This is a genomic window from Parabacteroides faecis, from assembly GCF_014647375.1.
GTDB lineage: Bacteria > Bacteroidota > Bacteroidia > Bacteroidales > Tannerellaceae > Parabacteroides > Parabacteroides faecis.
On record NZ_BMPB01000003.1, the window covers coordinates 419,093 to 439,358 of the forward strand.

At 41.4% G+C, this 20,266-nt stretch carries 10 protein-coding genes; 5 read left to right on the forward strand and 5 right to left on the reverse strand.

Annotation, left to right across the window (positions count from 1 at the left end; all coding sequences use genetic code 11):
• Positions 1-53: 53 nt before the first annotated feature.
• On the forward strand, positions 54-1,535 hold the full coding sequence (locus IEY67_RS06055; protein ID WP_183669167.1) for a Hint domain-containing protein: 1,482 nt from the start codon (positions 54-56) through the stop codon (positions 1,533-1,535).
• Positions 1,535-4,966 carry a hypothetical protein gene (locus tag IEY67_RS06060; RefSeq protein WP_183669165.1) on the forward strand — a complete coding sequence of 1,144 codons (3,432 nt, stop codon included), beginning with the start codon at positions 1,535-1,537 and terminating at the stop codon, positions 4,964-4,966. The genes IEY67_RS06055 and IEY67_RS06060 overlap by 1 nt, the downstream gene beginning before the upstream one ends.
• 157 nt (positions 4,967-5,123) lie before the next feature.
• Here the strand turns inward: IEY67_RS06060 and IEY67_RS06065 are convergent, their stop codons facing one another.
• The gene (locus tag IEY67_RS06065; protein WP_122356999.1) at positions 5,124-6,407 is read right to left on the reverse strand and encodes a DcaP family trimeric outer membrane transporter; all 1,284 of its coding nucleotides are present in this window, start codon (positions 6,405-6,407) and stop codon (positions 5,124-5,126) included.
• 126 nt (positions 6,408-6,533) lie between these two features.
• Here IEY67_RS06065 and IEY67_RS06070 point away from each other — a divergent pair, with 126 nt between their 5' ends.
• From IEY67_RS06070 to IEY67_RS06080, 3 genes are read left to right on the forward strand one after another with little or no spacing between them, the layout of a single operon-like run.
• Positions 6,534-7,205, forward strand: a complete 672-nt coding sequence (locus IEY67_RS06070) for a peptidylprolyl isomerase (protein ID WP_183669163.1) — start codon at positions 6,534-6,536, stop codon at positions 7,203-7,205.
• 19 nt (positions 7,206-7,224) lie between these two features.
• Entirely contained in the window at positions 7,225-7,992 is a 768-nt protein-coding gene (locus IEY67_RS06075) for a peptidylprolyl isomerase (protein WP_183669160.1), read from the forward strand.
• Positions 7,989-9,338, forward strand: coding sequence for an MATE family efflux transporter (locus IEY67_RS06080; protein WP_183669158.1), 1,350 nt, complete (start codon positions 7,989-7,991; stop codon positions 9,336-9,338). The genes IEY67_RS06075 and IEY67_RS06080 overlap by 4 nt, the downstream gene beginning before the upstream one ends.
• Positions 9,339-9,413: 75 nt before the next feature.
• On the opposite strand, the gene IEY67_RS06085 is transcribed toward IEY67_RS06080, so the two are convergent.
• From IEY67_RS06085 to IEY67_RS06100, 4 genes are all read right to left on the reverse strand, one after another.
• Complete coding sequence (locus IEY67_RS06085) at positions 9,414-15,209, reverse strand: T9SS type A sorting domain-containing protein (protein ID WP_183669156.1); 5,796 nt, start codon at positions 15,207-15,209, stop codon at positions 9,414-9,416.
• Positions 15,210-15,222: 13 nt separating this feature from the next.
• The gene (locus IEY67_RS06090) at positions 15,223-16,578 is read right to left on the reverse strand and encodes a hypothetical protein (protein ID WP_183669154.1); all 1,356 of its coding nucleotides are present in this window, start codon (positions 16,576-16,578) and stop codon (positions 15,223-15,225) included.
• A gap of 18 nt (positions 16,579-16,596) precedes the next feature.
• Positions 16,597-17,700, reverse strand: coding sequence for a FimB/Mfa2 family fimbrial subunit (locus IEY67_RS06095; RefSeq protein ID WP_183669153.1), 1,104 nt, complete (start codon positions 17,698-17,700; stop codon positions 16,597-16,599).
• 600 nt (positions 17,701-18,300) lie between these two features.
• A complete protein-coding gene (locus tag IEY67_RS06100; RefSeq protein ID WP_183669151.1) occupies positions 18,301-20,247 on the reverse strand; it encodes an Mfa1 family fimbria major subunit in 1,947 nt (648 codons plus the stop codon).
• Positions 20,248-20,266: the final 19 nt, after the last annotated feature.

Consider the following 20,266-nt stretch of genomic DNA (forward strand, 5'->3'; position numbering starts at 1 on the left):
ATTGGATGCATATTTTAAAACACATATTTATACACACTCAAAATTGAATGATTATGGAACAAAAAAATCAAAAGAAAAAATCTTGTCTGATAGAGCATCAAGAACTCTATAAGCTTTATGGAACAGAAGAAGAGTTCCCTTTGATTCATGCTTTAATAAAAAATACTCCAGATGGTATCTTAAAAAAAGCGGCAAAAAAGAAGATGCTGGAAGATGATCCTTATATCGCATGGGCAGTTTATAAACCCGCATCAAAAGTCATTAAAGGGAAAGTTATTATTTCACTAACCCAAATAGCACAATGGATCGACACACGCTGGAGAATTATCAGCACTTCCGGAGAATTTATTGGAAGTGGGTATCAAACTCTCTATGAAAAGCAATATGCCACCTATGATATTTTAATAGAAAATGTAGATTTAAGCCACTTTGCATCAAAAGAATTGATAGTGACATTGACAACTATCTGGCAAGGCAATAAAGAACAATTTCTTAAATCCGGGAAAACAGAGGATATAATATATCTGGAAGCAGACACTGTTGTTTCGGACATTACAGTGAATGATCCAGCAAAACAACCACTAGGACCCAATATTCCTGAAATATTGGTTTATTATGGAAGGTCTCCTGGTAGCAGAGAATATGTAGATTATGACTATTCCGCTGAATATAACGGACAGGAAGTATTTCTTAAAATGGCTACAAGCGGTTCTGCCAAAGTAAGTAAAACCGTAGAAAATGTAGATAAAAGTAAAACCGTTCTTAAAATTGATTGGGGTATCGGTAGCAGAAAATATAGTAATACTAAAATAGCTTACTCATGGAATAAAAATTCTTTTGAGTGGCATTTTGACCCTGATTGGCTTGTGACACTTAGCAAAGAGTTCTTTTATGCCATCAACAAGTGTGATTACGATTTATACATAGAATTTTCTTGCCAAGGACTTAGTGAGCCACAACATATTCATGTATCCAGTACATTCGATGAAGAAAAGTTAGAACCTAATTGTAAAAAGATTCCAAAGCTCGATTTACGCTTAGGTTGTATAGCCAAAGGTTGTCGGGTTTTAATGGCCGACGGAAGTAAAAAACCTGTTGAACTTATACGAATCGGAGATCAGGTTATGAGTCCACATGGTGTCACTTGTGTTATAAATACTTTTCAGGGACCGGAAAATACGCTGGTCTGTATTCGTACTATACACGGCAAAGAAATCCACTTAACAGAAAGTCATGCCGTCTTCACCGATCAAGGCTTATTCATGGCAAAAGATATCAATGCCGGAATGAGAGTGCTCACCAGTGACAACGTTTACGAAGAAATATATTTTCTTTATAACATACCTAACGATGATATGGTCTATAATCTGGAAATTACAAAAACAGAGAATCAGCCTTGCATCATTTGCGAAGATATCGTAATCGGAGACGTAAATACTGTTACCCAGAAAATGAATCCGGTTATAGACAAAATAGCCCCAGCCTTAAAAGCTGAACTTGACAAATTACATAACTATCTAAAGGAGAATAAATAATGGCAAATAGTCCTTATAGTTTCAGAGGGATAAAGACATATAACAATAATTATGTCTGGATAGAACAAATACCCGGTTTTACAGAAGAAAAGGCGTTCTCTGTAGAATGCCAGTTATATCCCATGAATACCAACGATGGAATTATTGTTTCCCATGCAGACAGTCTGTGTCTGTACATGGAGGAAGAGTTTATCTGGTATCGTCAGGATTCCAAATGTCCTCCGGTAAAAATCATGCCTGTTGTCACTGGCACTTTCATGAATCTTACCGTAACATACGATTTACAGATATGGACTTTTTATCTAAATGGTTATAAAATCCTGCAACATTCCATTAAGAGCATAGATAATACCGAAAAGTCACAGGTCATAAAAAAAAGTGGGTCACAATCGGAAAATACCACAGGTTTTACTATAGGAGAAAAAATCAAGGGATACTTTTCCTTTGTCCGATTCTATAAAGAATGTCTGACTGAACAAAAAGTCCTATCCTATGCAGTTGGGACACCTCCGGTAACTTCTCTATATGCCTGGATTGATTTCACAGAAGCTCAGATCATAGATAAAGGACCTGCTAAAATAGAAGTCTGTGCAAAAGGATTGAGTTGTCTCTATACGCTTACTCCTGCATTATTCTTAAATGGAAAGAACTATGCTTATATTGATGAAAAACAACCTGAAAAGAATACGAATACTCCTGTATATTCCTATACTTGCATGGGTAAAATCAATCCGGCATATTGCGCTAATGAAACCATGACCATTTTTGCAAATAATTCCTTAGGCAGTGACAAGGGAATCAAAATCGATCTTGTTCATGATAAAGACCAAACAAATGTTTATCATATAATTGTCACCGCAGGCAGAACCGAGTTTAAAGGGGAAGGTGAAATGATGTTGAATGAATGGTCGGATTTTGCAATCACTGTGACAAATAATCAACTGAAAATTTATACCAACGACAAAGAAAAAGCATTTTCCCTCGCTACCCCAATAGATGTCGGAATGGAGGAAGGAAAAGTCTTTGGTGTTTCAATCGATCAAGAATTAGTTGCAGATTACGAAACTGCAATGGAAGGATATATTTCTTATATTGCCGAATTCGATATTGCATTATCCGCTGAAGAGGTTATGAAATACAAGATAAATCTTCCTTATTTCTTCGATAAACACCTAACGTCAAATTACATTTTTTATGAAGAAGATGCTATTAACCTATTAAATTGCCAATCGATCGGTTTTCATGGAAAGGGAGGAGGACTGGCACTGGCAGAAGATGCCAGAGCTGGAATTATGCCTACAACTCTTTCAATTTACATTCCTGACTCTGATCCTAAATGGGATACTTATACAAAGGATGAAAAATGGCAGATCGAATTTATGGCACGATTGCTGGAAGAGAGTTATTCAACTCTTTTTGTAGGAAGTCTCAATAGCTACAATACAAACGTCGCCTGGTATCTCCGGATAGCTTCTTTTTTAAATCAACTCCGTCGGCGGGCAGGCTATACCAGAATGATGGATACAACACCTCATATTACAACTCAATCATTTATGCAATGGCTTCGAGGACTTACACAAGGCTGGTATAGGACACTTATAGCTACTATGACCAGGGCAGCCACGATGGACACACAGACAAAGGTAATTACAGGACTTGCCGTTACCACTGTAACACTTGCCACATTTACACAGATATGTCGTTCCATTGGTTCCAAAGCAGACCAGGATATCGATAAGAATTCAGATGACCGTCCTGATCCTCCACCTACTCCCACTCCTACCCCGACACCTACTGAGAAAGATGTCCAACTACGACTTGTATCCGTTCAGTATGATCTAAACTCAGATGGAGAAACAGGTGCTATCCATATAAAAAAGGATATCAATACACCAATGGAATTTCCTGAATGGCAATCTTCCAAGAACTCGGAACAAGTTCCTGCATTGGCTGCCATTGTAAGAAATGACATCAAAAAAATGATCATGAGCGTTACTGTTAAAGCCTATCTGTCGAATGTGACTTCGGCTTCCACACTTATTTACGTAAGCCTCACACATCCTGCGACAGGAAAACAGATATCTCTTCAATCATCGGCTTTTTCAATCAAGAATAATGAAACAAAAACAATAAATTTCGAATTACCATTCTCAAAAGAAGATTTTAATACATCCCCAGCCAAGTACAATATTTGTATGTACTGGAAATATTATCAAGAAATTAAGAAGTGCCGAGAAAATATGGGGAGAACATTTACCTCCCTTTATGTACTCAATAATAAGCCGACACGTCCTCTTGTCTGTGAATATAAGACTGCATATGACGCTACCAAAGAATATCCCTCTATCAGAGGAATGGATCTCTGTCAGAAAATCTATGAACATGGAGAAAAAATCAAGGACACGAATTATCTCCCCCCAATAGCTATGGGAATTGCAGCGGCTATAACAATAGGTTTTAATGACTCCATACATAACAATACGATTCCTGATTATGTCTATGATGTTGTGAATGGAGCATCTCTCTACATTATTCCAAATCCATTATTGGCTCTGCATATGATGTTAGACATTCCTACATTATTAACAGACTCTACTGTGTTAGGTCAACAATACACGATCAACTGTATGGACTGCGCGTTTATCATTCAATACTTATGTGGACTTCAAGGAGTTCCGTTAACGGTTACAAAAATGACCTCTTCTTTCAATTTTATCGAAACAAATCCGATCATCCCAATAGGATTTGCAGGATGGGGAGTTCCATTTAATGGCGGATTCAGTTTCCATGCTGTTGCTGTAGATTATGATCCAACAGTGGCGACTTTCTATTCAATGCGATTATATGATGCGTGCTTGAGCCTCGACTTTGGTCCAACCCCATCCACTAACGTTGGAGCCATTCCACAGGTACCGATAGATATTGCTTTTTCATATACCTATGATCCATTTATCAATATTACTGAGCCTTATGCCGGAATTTTTTACAGAGAAAGGTTAGTCGTGAACCAAACTCCATGTGAGTTATTTTTTGGAGCACTCAACGCTGTACAGGAAGAAGAGAGATTCCACAAGATAACAGATGAACGCCTCGGGGTTTCAAAAGCTCTGCAAGAAATCAATTATAAAGAAGTAAGCACTGCAAATCAGATCGAAATAACATTCCCCAAAGAAGTGAATGGAAGATATTATATATGCAAAAATACAAATGCCCTTAGGATGGTACTGACGCAGTTACTCTCTCTAATCTCTTCCCCGGAACTTTCCAGAAATAAAGAAGTCGGGATCGGAGACATATGTTATACCAATAAAGAAAAAAAAGGACTGATTATATTTACAAAAAATAATTATGTCATTTCTATGAGGAGGATCTCTGAAAAATTCGATTTATTTAGATATGCGAAACAACTTGAAGAAACGTTGAATGTTTAATCACAGACAAATTTGTTTCTGGTACAGTATATTTGATATTGTATAAATAAAATACGACAGAATTCGAATATCAAATTATAATATTCAAATTCTGTCGTTTCCTATTTACAATAATTATACAGATAATCCCAAATACCTCATAGAGGATACTATGCATTTAGAAACTATACTGTACTGCCAGATTCATCCGGTTGGCATGGCGTGTCTGATCGTTGAAATCCGTACGCCATCCTCTCAGGTATTCGGCACCCACCTGCAGGTCGGGCGTTATATTCCAGAACAGGTTTGCCACCAGATACTGGCCGTAACGATATTGTTCGGAAGGAGTGACAGGGTAATCGTTGTCACTGTACAGGCGGGACTGGCTGTAAGTACTTGAAACAAATACTTTCGGAGTGATATTGTACTGCAAACCGGCATACCAGCCCATCATCGGAAGCACCTGCATGTGGCCGGATTTGGCCGGATCGGGAACAATATCCACATTGAGGTTACTCAGGTCGTTCATGTACTGGCTGATACCTTTTCCGTAAACACCTTGTCCGTACACCTGCACTTTGCTGCAGACATTGAAAGTCGTGGAGAGTAAAACACCCCAACCGGTTTCCGATTCGGCTTTATTGGCTACCAGGTTATCATAGGTCATACTTCTGACGATAGCGGCCGCACGCAGGTGACTTTTTGAGTTCCATCCGTATTGCAGATAAGCCGGGAAATTCGGCATACGTTGTGAACCGATACTCAGCTTGTCATTGGTGATCCCGTCCACAACCGGCATTTCCACACCGATACCGGCTTTCCATCCTTTTCCGAAGGCACGTTCATAACGGAACTGCGTTGCATGATAGATAGCCATCCCGTTCGGTCCGGCAAAGTCGATCGTCGGAGGAATAGCCGACAGGTCCATAAACGAACCGTAGTCGTATCCGAGTGTGAAACCCAGTAAAGATGCATAAGCATTTCTCAACTCAAACCCTTTACCGTCACCGCGGAAATTACCGGCGGTATAGACAACGAAGTCACCTAAATGCTTGGTATGTCCTACCAACTTCAGGAAGACCGTACTGGTCGTTGCATCCATCTGGAACTGGTTTCTTACGTGTGACGCACCTTTGTTGGGGATCAGTGCAGGGTAGAAATCAATATCCTTGGAAATACCGCCGAAGTCGTATTCGGCTGTTGCCTTTACATATCCGCCGATACCCAGGGCGAAACGGCCTTTGCGGTCGGTCAGCAGGAAACGGGGAATACCCGGTTCGTGGAAACGCTGATTCTGGGTTTCGTTCAGTATCCGGATAATCTCATCGCCCGCCTTGTCACGGGATATGAACAGGATTGAATTCGGCTCCTCATCCTTGATGATCACTTTCTGAGCCTGGGCATGGGTAGACAGTAGACCTAACCCGAGCAGTAAGGCTGCTCCTTTAACAAATGCTTTCATAAATGTGTTTTGTTTAGACGTTTTACCAGTAAGGAACAAGCATTGCATGAAAAGGTTGTGTTAAAAGGTTGCGTTAACGACTAAAAGTAACTATTTTTGTTGCCTTAATAACAAAATAAAACGAAGATGAAAAAGCTGTTTGCTATAGGTTTACTCCTTATTGGAATATTGTCATCCTTTCATTTGCAAGCGCAGGAAGTTGAGACACTTGTCCTGATCGATACCGATATGGGAAAGATCAAAGTGAAGTTATTTAACGATACTCCACAACACAGGGATAATTTTATCAAAAATGTGAAAGAACACCGTTACGACGGATTACTTTTCCATCGTGTGATCAAACAATTCATGGTACAAGGAGGTGACATCAACTCGAAAGATGCTCCTATCGAACAGCATCTCGGCGACGGAGATCCGGGTTATACCATCCCTGCAGAGATCGTCTATCCGAAATATTTCCATAAACGCGGCATGTTATGCGCTGCCCGTACCAGCGACGATGAAAATCCGGAACGTGCCTCATCCGGAACGCAGTTCTATATCGTCACCGGAAAGTTCTATACGGAAATGGAACTGGATAAGATGGAAAAGGCCGAAAACAGGACATTCACTCCGGAAGAGCGTCAGGCTTACATGCTGGAAGGTGGTGCTCCGCACCTGGATAACAAGTACACAGTCTTCGGTGAAGTCATAAAAGGTATGAAAGTTGTCGATAAAATCCAATTTGTCGAAACAAATGAAGACAACAGGCCGTTAAAGAATATAAAGATCAAGACAATGAAAGTTGTCGATAAATAATCATTAAACGAAATTAAGAATGGAAACGCAAACAAACGAGACACAGGTGTTGATGAAAACCAGCCTGGGTAACATCAAACTGAAACTATACAACGAAACACCGAAACATCGCGATAACTTTATCAAGCTGGTAGAGGACGGAACTTACAACGGCCTGCTTTTCCACCGTGTGATCAAGGATTTCATGATCCAGGGAGGTGACGTCACATCCAAAGATGCTCCGATGAGCAAACAGCTTGGTGCCGGCGACCTGGGCTATACGGTTCCTGCCGAGTTCGTTTATCCGAAATATTTCCATAAAAAAGGTGCACTCTCTGCTGCCCGTACCGGCGATGAGGTGAATCCCGAAAGAGAATCTTCTGCATCCCAGTTCTATATCGTAACCGGTAAAGTCTACAAAGATGCCGAACTGGATCAGATGGAGAAACAAAAAGAAGGCCGTCTGAAACAATCTATTTTCGCCCGCCTGCAAAAAGAAAATGCGGCAAAGATCAAGGCGGCTTACCAGAGCGGAGACAAAGCGGAACTGGCTATCATCCGCGATACCCTGGTAGGTAAAACCGAACTGGAAGCGGAAAAACGTAAAGAGGAAGCCAAGCTGACTCCGGAACAACGCGAAGCTTACAAAACAATCGGCGGTGTTCCTTTCCTGGATAATGAATATACGGTTTATGGCGAAGTGGTAGAAGGACTGGACGTAGTGGATGCCATCCAAAATGTCAAGACCAACCGACAGGACCGTCCGCTGGAAAATGTGGTTATCGAATCAGTAGAAATCATTGAATGATACAATTCTCTGCTTATAAAGAACATTATAAAGAAACAATACGCCTGGGTGTCCCGATCATGTTGGGACAGCTGGGCATTATTATTGTCGGGTTTGCCGATAACATTATGGTGGGGCATCACAGTACAGCCGAACTCGCCGCCGCCTCGTTCGTCAATAACTTCTTCAACCTGGCTTTTATTTTCGGAATGGGTTTTTCATACGGCCTCACTCCTATTATCGGCGGGCTGCATGCCAACAAAGAATATCGCCAGGCCGGTGAGACACTGAAGAACAGTCTTTTTATCAATTTCATCGTCGGGGTCCTGTTGAGTTGCCTGATGCTTCTGCTTTTACTGAATATCGATATATTAAAGCAGCCGGAAGAGTTGATGCCGTATATCGTTCCTTATTATATCCTGCAACTATTCTCGGTAATATTTGCCATGCTGTTCAATTCGTTCAAACAGTTCAGCGATGGTACGACCGATACGGTCACGCCGATGTGGATCATGCTGGGGGCGAATGTGCTGAATATTATAGGTAATTATTTCCTTATCTATGGTAAATGCGGCGTTCCCGAACTGGGACTGACAGGGGCCGGTATTTCTACGCTCGTCAGCCGTATCCTGACTTTTATCGTTTTCTATATTTTATTTACCCGAAGGGAAAAGTATAAGGAGTTTTTAGTGGGGTTCAAAAATGGGGTTGTCAACCGGCTGAATCTCTCTAAACTGATACGTTTAGGTTTTCCGGTAGGACTGTTGATGGGAGTTGAAACAGGGTCGTTCAGCCTGAGTGTTATTATGATGGGATGGTTAGGAAGTACGGCATTAGCTGCTCATCAGGTATTGGGTGTTATTACTACGCTTGGGTTTATGGTTTACTACGGGATAGCTGCGGCAGTTACGATACGGGTCAGTGTTTTTAAAGGGTATAGCGACTGGCTGAATATTCGTCAGGCTTCCTTTGCCGGACTGCATCTGATCATGGGGGTTGCTGTCCTGTTCGTTTCATTTATTATGTTATTCCATAAGAATATGGGATATTTGTTTACACCGGAACATGAAGTGGTGGCAATGGTGGCTTTGTTGTCCTGGTCGGTTGTTCTGTACCAGTTCGGCGACGGATTACAGATATTGTTCGCCAATGCTTTGCGTGGTATTTCGGATGTGAAATATATGGCTTACTGCGCTTTTATCTGCCACTTCGGGCTGGCGTTGCCGATCGGGTATATTTGCGGATTTATCTTTGACTGGGGAGCGATCGGTATCTGGTGCGGGTTTCCGATAAGTCTGACGACGTTGGGGGTATTGCTTTGGAGACGGTTTAATAAACTCACTCTGAAACCTATAAAACAACAATAATAAAAATCCCTTTTGCAATCGATTATACACTACAAAATCGATTACAAAAGGGATTTTTTATCTCTATTTACTTTACTATTTCACGATCACTTTGCTACTTTTCACATCTCCCTTTTCGGTTGAGACCTTTACGACATAGACGCCTCCTGCCAGATAGAGGCGTTTGACCGGTTCGTTTATTGACTGGAGACTGAGTAGTAATCTGCCGGAAAGATCATATACCCGTACCGTCTTCAGTCTGTCAGAGGAAGAGGTGGCAACTACAATTTCACCGGCTACCGGAGAATAGATGGCAATATCGCTTTCTGCCTGTAGCCCCTCTTTTCCACTGTTCAGGAAATAGCGGCCATGCGTAGAACCGGGAACAGTTACCTGTGTGTTCAGGGCATCCAGCCGGATACTTTGATCCAGCAGGGCATCATAAAGGTAAAGCGGACTGTCGAACTGTTCGATGCCCTCGAAAGTGAGGGTTACATCTTCTGCGTTATCGCTGTAAATGCCCAGCGGGATGTTGGTAATAACCGACGTTTGATTGATAGCCACCGCCTGATTTCCGGCTACGCTGTACAGAGCAGGATGCTGTTTTTCGTCCGTATCCAATAATACGGCTGCATCCTCGCCGATGCGGTAGTCGGTATCAGCCTGTTCCCGTTTGACAATGGAAATAGAACTACATTCGTCATTCCGTTTGGCTGAGATGTAAAGAGTCGGGAAAGTTTCTCCTTCTGATGAACGGGTTGAAAGCGAGGTATTATTATCCGCCGACATCATTTTCGGAGTAAAAGTGACAGTAAGGGATTTCGCCTCAACTGCATCCTGTTTCTGAACAAAGAAGCCTTGCATGGGTTTCAGAAAACCGCCAGTACTACCGCTTGTACTTACCGTTTCGTTATTTTTGTTTAATACAAATGCGTCATATTCCGTCCAGTAAGTTCTAATCAACTCTCGATTTCCATCAAAAAACTTTTCCATATTCAAATAGGTCATAAACGGATTGCCTACAAAGAAGAAGTAGCCGTTGGTAGCATTTATGACTTCAGCTTCTAACTCCGTTACTCCCATATCGAAACCTAATCTACCACGTAAACTTTGTTCTGACGGAATCTTATGCTGATCGTTTGTATCCGTTTGACCTCCTGTATCATAATAATCATAAAATGTATCAGCTTTAGGCAAACGCACCAAAGCCGTTCCATTTTTAAGATTCTCCACACTTCCATAAAACCCAATACCCGGTTCATAAGGAACCGATACATCATTATACTCGATACTCCAGTTGGAAGCAACAGCTTCATACACCTTATCATTTTCATTTTTCAAATACATCTTAGCACTATTATCCCATGTTTTCTGGTAGAAAGCCGGATTAAAACGATTGTTTTGATTCTTCACAAAAGTTATATCCTTAAAAGCTTCTGTTTCCTGTCGTCCAGTCTCTTTCGGTGCATACATATCACCTGCTATCACACCCTGCAAAGGAGATGACAAGAAATATTTCTGGTTCTTCACCATCTCAAACTCAACTCTTGCCTTCTTGTAAGTCAAGTAATCCTGCCCCATCAATGTTGCTCCAGGCTTAAAGTAAATTTCATTACAACGGTTTCCATTAAAAGCTACTGCTGCATACACACCATCATCAACCTCTTCCGGTGTCATCATATCATATTCTATGCGATCAGTCGCATCTCCAATTCTGTCAGAATTATCCTCCGGTATCATATTCAATGACTGATCACTACTTCCCTTTGCCGTCAATTTATACAACCATGAACTGTTTTCAGGCTTAAGTATTGTCACGTATGAAAAGTTCATCGGAGCAAAAGCATACTCCAAATCATTCCGGTTCAGGCCATCCGGGTTTGCATCAGCGTCTTCTTCGCTACCCATATAAAGTTCTTTTTTGTTCGAACGCCTCCACAAAGCATCGTTATTCCAGTTACGGGAAGTTCCGTCACTGATCCATGTCAAATATTGAGGAACTATTTTAAGCGGAAGATACACGATACCGTCACAAGTCTCTATACGCTTATTGTCTATCGTCCTCTCTTCGAAATGAATCATCAAAGTATAGATATACCCCTCGAGCGGCTCAAAATCCGGCAAGAAATTTAAACGAATATAATTATCGCTTCCATTCTCTTCTGCTTTCATATCTGTAAGCACCGCGACAATCGGAAGTTCCTCAACGACATCACCATTTATTTTGTATAGCAAAACGGAATCTTTCAAATCTACCGACGAAATACCCAAGTGATCTGCGTTTGAATTATCTGTCAATTCAATATGGCGCACCGGTATTTGCAGAGAAGCCTTTGAGAAAGATGATTCATCCCGTCTACACTCTTTAATCTGTTCCAGACCAATACGTAAAGGTACTTCCGACATATCCTCCGGATACTGTATGTCGGTAAGCCCAAGTTTCATCACAGGAGCCTTCGTCGTTGCTTCAAGCTCTACTTTTTGAGGCTCCAAACAGAGTAACGCATTCGAGCTACCTGTCACAGATTCTATTTCTTCCTTTAATTCCTGTTCGTCTACCGTAAAAGGCAAAACATAAAATATTCGATTCTCTTCAGTCAACGTAAATTCCGGACTATGGACAGATAATAGCAAAGATCCTTCCTCCACTAAACTTATCAACTTTTCCTTTATAGACTTCAAGCTATCTGCCCCCGGATTCCATGCTTTCAAATCTTCAACATTCCCTTTCTTGGGTTCACCACTTACATCTTTGTTCAAATCTTCCCTGAATAGTTTTAAGTCAGCAAACAAAAGTACTACTTCATCCGGCCAAAGATTTCCATTTCCAGTCTCTGCATCCCCTTTGTCATTCCCCTCACCATCGGTATCATTATCACCAGAAGCTTCATCTTCATGGAAAAAATACCAATCAAAACAATAATTCTCCGGTTCAAAATGAATAACTCCACCATCCGGCTTAGATGCCTGCAAAGTAGCATCGATATGCACTGGATTGTTAAAACAATATCCACTTTGGATATAATCCGACTCTCCATTGATAACAAGACGAAGCGGAGGCAGCACTGAAAACGGAGCAATCAATGCACAAGGAGAATGCGGATCGGCATTACTCCCGTCGGAAACATCTTGTTGAGAGCCATTAATCAACATCGCATAGTATTCTGTTCCCGGAACTAACTTATCACCACCATCCGTATCTTGCCCTTCACGGGCTGTCTTGATATCAGCCAGAAAAATATACCCGGTATCGGCGTCATTGCCTTCTGTGGAAACTTTCCAGGCACAACTGATAGGAGCCAGTCCCAAATCAGCAAATAGTTGATAAGCTGTTTCTAAGTCGTTTGCTGTATATGAACCAGGCCCTTTTGCTTCATGTAAGTCTATAATATTTTGCTCTGCTAATTGTTTTAATGCTGAATAATTTTCCCTGTACTCTTTCAATGCTTCCAGATTCAATTTTGCAGCCATTTCTTTCGCATCTTCTTGACTTGCCGGAATATACTCTTCTTTTGTCGACACAATAACACGTCCGAAACGCTCTAAATGACCATTTCCATTATAATCCAATTCCAACCATTTATGCGTACCATCATCCACACTTCTTGTAACCGGGGTTACATGAAAATCTTCCAGGAAAGAGAAATACAGATTTTTAAAATAGTCACTTTTCTTCAGACCATCAGTATCATCATCTAAACCACTAAGCCCCAGACGAAGCAATATATATTGCTTTTTGTATTCATCATCTAAATCCGCATCATCCCCCCAAACCGGTTCATCTTTTGTTACACCCAGATTATACAACAGCATTTCATAATCAGATCTCAGCAGGACTGAGCTTGCATCGCAGGCAGCTTTTCGGCGTACATTGATATTAGGAGTCGAGCGATAGACCCTGATTTCGTCAACAGCATAATCGGCACCATCGGAGTGCTGACAGTTATTAGCCAGCTCCAACCGATAAGATTCATAATCAATATTATCAGGAATGGTAAATTCGAAACAAACCTGCTGCCACTCCAGACGCAGAGGCAATTCACGATCAGTCGCCTTTGCCGGAGTATGCCTCATCGAACCGGTATAAAACTTATATAAGTCCTTGACTTCTCCGTCGCTTGTAAATCCCTTGAAGGTAAAGCCGATATCCCCTGCAATACTGCTAGATGTCTTCGCTTCCATATTGCAAACCCACGCCGTCACCAGAAGTCTGGTTCCTTTACAAAGCTGATTTTCCACGGGTAAAGAGACAATTCTTCCAGGCTCATCAATAGCATCCAAATATAAAAAATACCCCATTTTACCAGGGGTCGATTCCCCCTTCAGTACCAAACGCTCATATAACCGATCATACGCCTTTACATAATATGATCCATCTTTACAAAAATAGTCATTGTACCCTTCCTTTCCTACACGACTGATACCAGCGACATTCAATGTTTTATACAACACATATTCAGAACGGGAGAGAGTACGTGACTTGGGAGTCCTCAGATTTTGATCATAAGCACTCAAATCGGCAAATGCATATTCGGACGATTCTTTGTTCAAACGGGTCGGTCTGTAATTTTCTTTCGGATCCTTAACAACCTTATTTCCATCCACCTCAGGATCATCGAAATTGATTTCGGCAATCAAATCATAGCTCACATCCTCATCCAATAAGTCCTGGCTCCGTTTACGATAATTATAATCCTTTGCTTGTTCCAATTCCCCTGCAGTTCTGGGATCCGAATAAGGCTCCAGCTTAACAGTGATCAGGGCCACAGGAAACCAGTTCTCTTTATCGGCAGAGACATCGGCTGTAATGTATCTGGTTAAAGATTCTCCTGCTGTTTGTTTAGTGATAGGGCCTTGCAAATTCATACAATAGAAAACAGCTGCATTGGTAATAATACTTGTATTTTTTCCAGGTTCATCAGTGCCTTTCCCTGTATACTCAGAATATTTACAGCCCAAAGTCGGAAATTCATGCTCGACAACATATCCGCCTGTAGGAACATCTTTGTTTGTACTACCGTCTCTTATATCACAATAAGCTACAGCCTTTTTATTTTCATCAAACACTCTCCACCGAACATATTTTGCACAATGATAATGAATGCTATCCTGAGAATCACCACTATAGTCTTTGACATAATAATTTGCCAGACTCTCCTTCAAACGGAAGTTAACACCGGTTTCCCAGTCTTTCGAACCATGATTCTTTTCAGTACGAAGAGGTGTATGTACTTCATATTTTTCAAAGTAACCGTCTTCAACAAGCGCATCATTATCCCCCTTTGTCTCAGCCGACTTTTGATATGCTTCCTGTGCCGCTTTCAATTGCGCATATCTTGCCTTTGCATCTTTGATAATAAACTTTCGACGAATATTAATTGCTGTCGGCAATTGGTTGATATAATTCTGACCATTCTCCCATTGCCAATCATTCCACGCACTTCCGTCCCAGGCTAAAGAGTCGATAATACCGGAATTATCTGTTGTCTGCCCGTCATCCGCAATATATTCTACATAACGATAATGAGGCTGACTTGCCGGTGTCGACTTATCATTTGCAATATAACAGTTTAGCTTCTCGTCATATTTAAAACCACCTGGATTTCGGGGCAACCATGTAAAATGCGTCTTATACCAGCTCTCATCCTTTGCCTCATCTCCCAATCCTATCCAACGTGAAAAGCCATAAATACCTCCGTTAGCCTTGGTTTGTATAAACATACGAGTATGCTCTCCAGGATACACATATACCGTATCCACCTTTTCATGCCAGATATGTCCACGCTCATACTCCCCTTCCTTTGTCTGAGCATAAGCGATACAACTTATTGCCAACAACAAATGTAAGAGATAAGCCGGTCGTACTATTTTATTGTATCGAGACCTTTTCATATTTACTTTTTGTTTATTTATAAATAAGTTCTATTGTATATGAGATTTCCTTATTGTTTTCTGTCACTGCTGTAAATGACAACTGGGCACTACCTTGCTTATGAACCATTAGTGTCACTTGAGTGACCTCATTCCCCTCATTCGGCTGACTATCTTTCCAGGTAATAGCATCATTTCCATCCGATGTCAACTGCCAATCCTTTGTTGTGAACTGAACGCCACTACCTCCGGTTCCATCAAGGTTCTGTTGTATCAAAGCCAGTTTGATTGTCAGCTCACCCGAATTCTTGATCGAATAGGCCAGGCTAGGTACAAGAGACATTTCGTATGTAAAAGGATACCCTCCTATCGGAGCGCGCTGCTCGCTGACTGTCACTTCCAAAGAGTAATCACTAATTACCAAGGGAATGATCAACAAGTCGTTACGACGTACATAAGTAAAATGGGTTACACCGGTCAGATTCTGTTCTTTTTCTTCCTGTCGTTGAATAGTAGTCTGCACTTTGATATTATCTTGTCCATCCAACATAGACTCATGCACATAAAATATAGCCTCTCTTTTATCAGCCGTAGCTAATTCAAAACTACTTTCCTCATCTTGCTCGAAAAATATCTTATCTACATCACTAAATTCAGTAGCATCGTTATCTGGAAATAAAGGGATATCCTCTTCTTTTATATTTTCCAAAGACTTATAAGGAAGCATATAAATCTTTCTATCATTCTGGAACTTTTCCAAGGTCATCTTCGACACAGCAACCTCTCCGGCTGTCTTATTCTCGATACTCATTTTCACTTTTGCTATCATACGATACAAAGGTATTTCCACCATTTCGGACTCCAATTTGTGGGGATGACTGGACATAGGGATAGAGTTCCGCTCATCCACTACTATTTTAACATCATTCTTTATTTTTGCATCAGGAATACTACCATTTAAAACACCTTGCTCATCAAATGAGACAGGCAGCGTCTTCCCCACCTCCAACGCCTCCAGAATATTTTCATTGTTCTCCAACAACGGACTATTCAAATTAGAAAAAGCATACACATAAGCTGCTTCTTTCGGGACTTCCATTGAAAAACCTTCCTCTAATATAGCCTCCTTCCCCTCTTCCCATTGTAAATCTTCCTCTTCTCTCTGCAATATTTTGCCATCGTTATCTGTAATAACTACAAGGATATTACGCATACCTTCATATTGCGTTGTATTTTGGGAGTTTTCCTCCTGACTGGCAGAGAGCATGAGCCGGAAGTCGACTGTCTTAGTGTCTCCCGGCAGGAGACCGTCCGGTTCTTCGTTTGAACAGGCAAATAAGAAAACCAATAAAAGCGAGAAAAAGAACGTATTTCTTAATCGGTACTTCATATGCACTTTCTTTATAGGTTATAACTCCGTTTCATTCAAACGTATCACCCAGTCTTTTACCTGGATGGTGTAGCACGCATAACCGATGACCGGATCAGGATCAGGTGTCGGGTCGGGATCTGGGTCGGGGGTTGGCTCAGGATCGGGGTCAGGATCAGGCGTTGGGTCAGGCGTTGGGTCAGGGTCAGGGCAATCCGGACAGGTAATCGGGGTCAGGAAGAAGATGATAGAATATTCATCCTGACGATCCAGATATTCCTGGGCACTGATGTCATGGCCTTCCATTTTGGTGAGCAAAAGGTAATTGTTGAGGTTGATATTCAGCACATCTTTTTCCCAGCCCTTATGCTGTACGATCAGGCGATAGTTTTCGCCCGCCATCAGACGCATGGTGTTCATTTCGGCTACGGCAACCAGCTGGTCAGAGACCGTAGACTCAGGATCGGGATCGGCAGCTATCTCTACGTTTTCAGTATAGTAAGGGAGATAGCTGATTTTCGGGTCGGACAGCAAGGAGTTGTCGTAGTCCATGTAACCGTTGTCGGCAATGATGCGGAAGGTGAAGTCGTTCACGTCCATATTGTCGCCTTTTACGTTTTGGAGAACAAAGCGCAGTTTGTTGGTGTCCTTGGCCAGTCCTATTGTCTGCTCCTCATGGGCAAGGCCGGTCACGACGATGGTGTCGAGGCTATGCCAGAGAGGATGAAGTTCGAGGGGTTGCGTACCGTCCGGCTGACGAAGGGTACGAACGCGTATATCTTCGACCGAAGAGGTGCCGGGTGTCAGCTGAGGCAGGCGGTAAGTACCGTCGTCGAGTCCCGCCCACGAAACAAGATGGTAGGTACCGGGGGACAGGTCTAGACGGATATCATTGGTTTTCAATTCGTCGCCTTCTATCTGTCGCTGCTGAAGAAAAACACCTTGGTCGTCGCAGATAAAGAGGGTGACCTGATCGACTTCATGCTGGAATGCGTCGGCGAATTTCATATTATAATCGTACACGTAATGCAGGCGAAATTCACACGGCGGCAATGAGTCGTCGTGAATATAATCGCAGGCAGACGCTCCCAGCAGCAGGAGTGAAGAGATTAGTCGGGTATAAGTTTTGATAAATCGTTTCATGTTCGATCTGTTTTAATTGCTTGTTTATATGTTGTCAGTCAGCAGACTTGATTTATTTTCTTTTTCATCAGAATTGGAATCACCATCCATCTTTTGTCTTTTACCTGTTGATATATAATATATACACAGGTGAAGGGTTGTCTTTTTTCGGCGTCACCGGGTTTGAAGCTATTCATTCATCGAGGTGACGCCGGAAAGACAGGGTCATTCACCCTTATATTGTTTGATTATCAAGAAACAGTGCACAAGGGTGAATGAAGTGACGCTGTTTTTGTAAAAACTTTATTCTGAGCAGGTATCAGGCGGATATTCCGCCGGTAAAATCCGCTCCGGCTATGGTTTCAAATGGGTCGGCAACTATTTTGAATGGGTGCCGACTCATTTGAGGACAGGTGCCTACTCATTCAGGAAAAGCTGCCGATCCGTTATTGGAAATACGTACGGCTTTTTATCCAAAAGCGTACGTATTTTTTCATGCCTGCCAGACTAAGATTGTAGCACGATAGTGTTGGACAGGCGGTGACTATAGTACTATAAAGGTCAGCCTTATAGTGCCGGGGAAGTCAGTATGGTAGTGCTGATTCACCCAGGACAGACAGGTTAGAGTTCGATGTCACCGTTCTCACGGACTACCCAGTCTTTGACGTAGATTTCGACGCTGATGTAATGATCTTGTCCTTCATCGGGATTTTCCGGATCAGTAGGTTTGAATGGAGATTCACCCATACCTGAAACTTTCGTAACTGTCAGGTTGTATATGTTATTACGAACGATAGCGAATTCCATAACACCCATTACATCAGGGTCATTATTATTTGAGTGCCTGATCCAATATTTATAATAGTTCTTACCGTCAGGGTATGCAGAGATACCGTTTTCATAGAGATCTGCCCCAATTTCACTAAGATTTTCCTCATATTCACTGAATTTTAAATTTTTATCTAATGTTGCTTTTAAATAGCCTGTTGGGTCGCTCTCTTCTATACCTTTTAGTTTTTGATCTGTAGCAGCATCAAAAGTCCCATTATCAAAAAGTCCCATATACTTCTTATACACTTCTCCCTCTGTTTCACCATCACCTAAGATTTCCCTTACACTATCTTCAAACCAATCAGCAAACACAGCCCAAAGACTATTGTAGATATTCGTATTGTAGACGTAAAAAGTTGCAGTAGCGGTACCATCATCATATCCATCATTAGGAATTGGTTTATCACTAAGCTTGTAATTACCGTCTGATTCCACTACATACCATTCTTTCGGAACATACACCCCTTCAAAGATAGCACCTGTTGAATATCCGTTCCATTGCATTGCTTTAGAGGTCGTATTTTCCATGGTGTAGACAGGTTTAGCATCACCAATAGATTGACAATTGTCTTTATTTTCATCCTTAAATAAATCACTATATAGTTTATCTGATATTCCCTGATCTGTTTGTTGGTTAGTAAAACTGTTCTTATATAAGTCATTGTAGTTTGTACTTCCGCCTTCTGCGGCATATTTATCCGTTGCCCTTGTTATCATATTAAAAGAGCCATCTTTTCCGCGTGTCCATGGATCTATGACAAAATTTGTAGCCAAGCCACTTGGTGTAGGCGTAGATGTTTCATCTCCAATATAAGTATCGTTATCATTTGAAGTGTTAAGTTCATCCATTATTCCCGTCACACGTTTCAACAGATAAGTACCAGCCTGTAACTGGTTGACGATAGTGAAGTTCTTAAGGAAAACTTTCCCTATTTCGTTTCCATCTTCCTTTCCTGTATCAGTTATTGTATAACCGTCATCTCCACCTGTTTTTTTTACCTCTATCTTCGCAGCCAGACGTTCAATAAAAGCAGTAGTCACAGCCGGATTCGTTTCATTATTTCCTGTACTGATACTTACCTTGGAAGTACCCAGGCCATCAATACTCATCGTATGGGTAGACATGACAAAACGATCTTTAGCATCTCCTGTTATGTCTTCGATCTTGCTTCCAACAAGATAATCTCCTAACTGCCCAACTGTTTCAATCTTTTTACCTGATTCTCCAGAAATTGCCTTCTGTAACTGTTCCCCAATGTTAGCCACACAAATCAAACCAAACTCCTTATCAATAAGTGAATTCGGAATTAAAGACTTTATTTTAACTGTCACACTTGAATGATTATTACCTCCGGGATGAGCGATCTCAGGATTATCCAATTTATGATATCCTACTGCGACAATTTTTTTTTCAGCAGTCACTGTTTGGTTCCAATCTGTTACACTATTTAAACTCCCACCGTCATTATCTCCATACAGAATCACTGTCACATCATGGATCTTTCTTTCATCCTGTGTTCCATCATTAAAACCATCCCCATTTTCACCACCATTAGGATTCGCTTTCGTTAAAGCTTTTGTCGTAGGTGAAGAGATAGTGACAGCCACATAAGCCTCTTCGCCTTTGCCATCACCCCTATCATTAATGTCATCTCCTCCATCCAATTCTTCAGAGCAACCTCCTGCCATCATTAACAGCGCGGCCACCCATAAGCCATAAAAGTTTTTCTTTTTCATTGTGTTATAGAATTACGTT